Origin of the sequence: Vibrio sp. OPT46, from assembly GCF_015163535.1 — a bacterium.
Lineage (GTDB): Bacteria > Pseudomonadota > Gammaproteobacteria > Enterobacterales > Vibrionaceae > Vibrio > Vibrio alginolyticus.
This window is the reverse complement of sequence record NZ_JADDYG010000377.1, coordinates 1-267: the sequence shown is the minus strand read 5'-3', so window position 1 is coordinate 267 and position 267 is coordinate 1. Positions and strand designations below refer to the sequence as shown.

The 267-nt window shown below is 38.2% G+C and carries 1 protein-coding gene; it reads right to left on the bottom strand.

The window, feature by feature from the left end; genetic code table 11:
• A partial coding sequence (locus IQR33_RS33405) for a hypothetical protein (RefSeq protein WP_228013963.1) occupies nt 1-267 on the bottom strand: 267 nt, incomplete at both ends.

The window sequence follows — 267 nt, the reverse complement described above, 5'->3', positions numbered from 1 at the left end:
GTTTTCAGCTTGCTTAGCTAGAGTACTGCTTGATGCTTTCTTCACCATTGAATCTATGTCAGGAATTACATACTCTTGCTTGGAGTTAGATTTAAATACCTGCACACCTATCAAAAATATAATTCCAAGAGCCACAAATACGATGTGGGATGGTTTTATCTTTGATAGGGGGTTTGTGTTGAGTAGCTGCTCAATTGTTTGAATTTGAGCGAACTTTTCATTAGGTACAGCTTCACATATGACGTCATATGAGTGCTGTTGGTACTC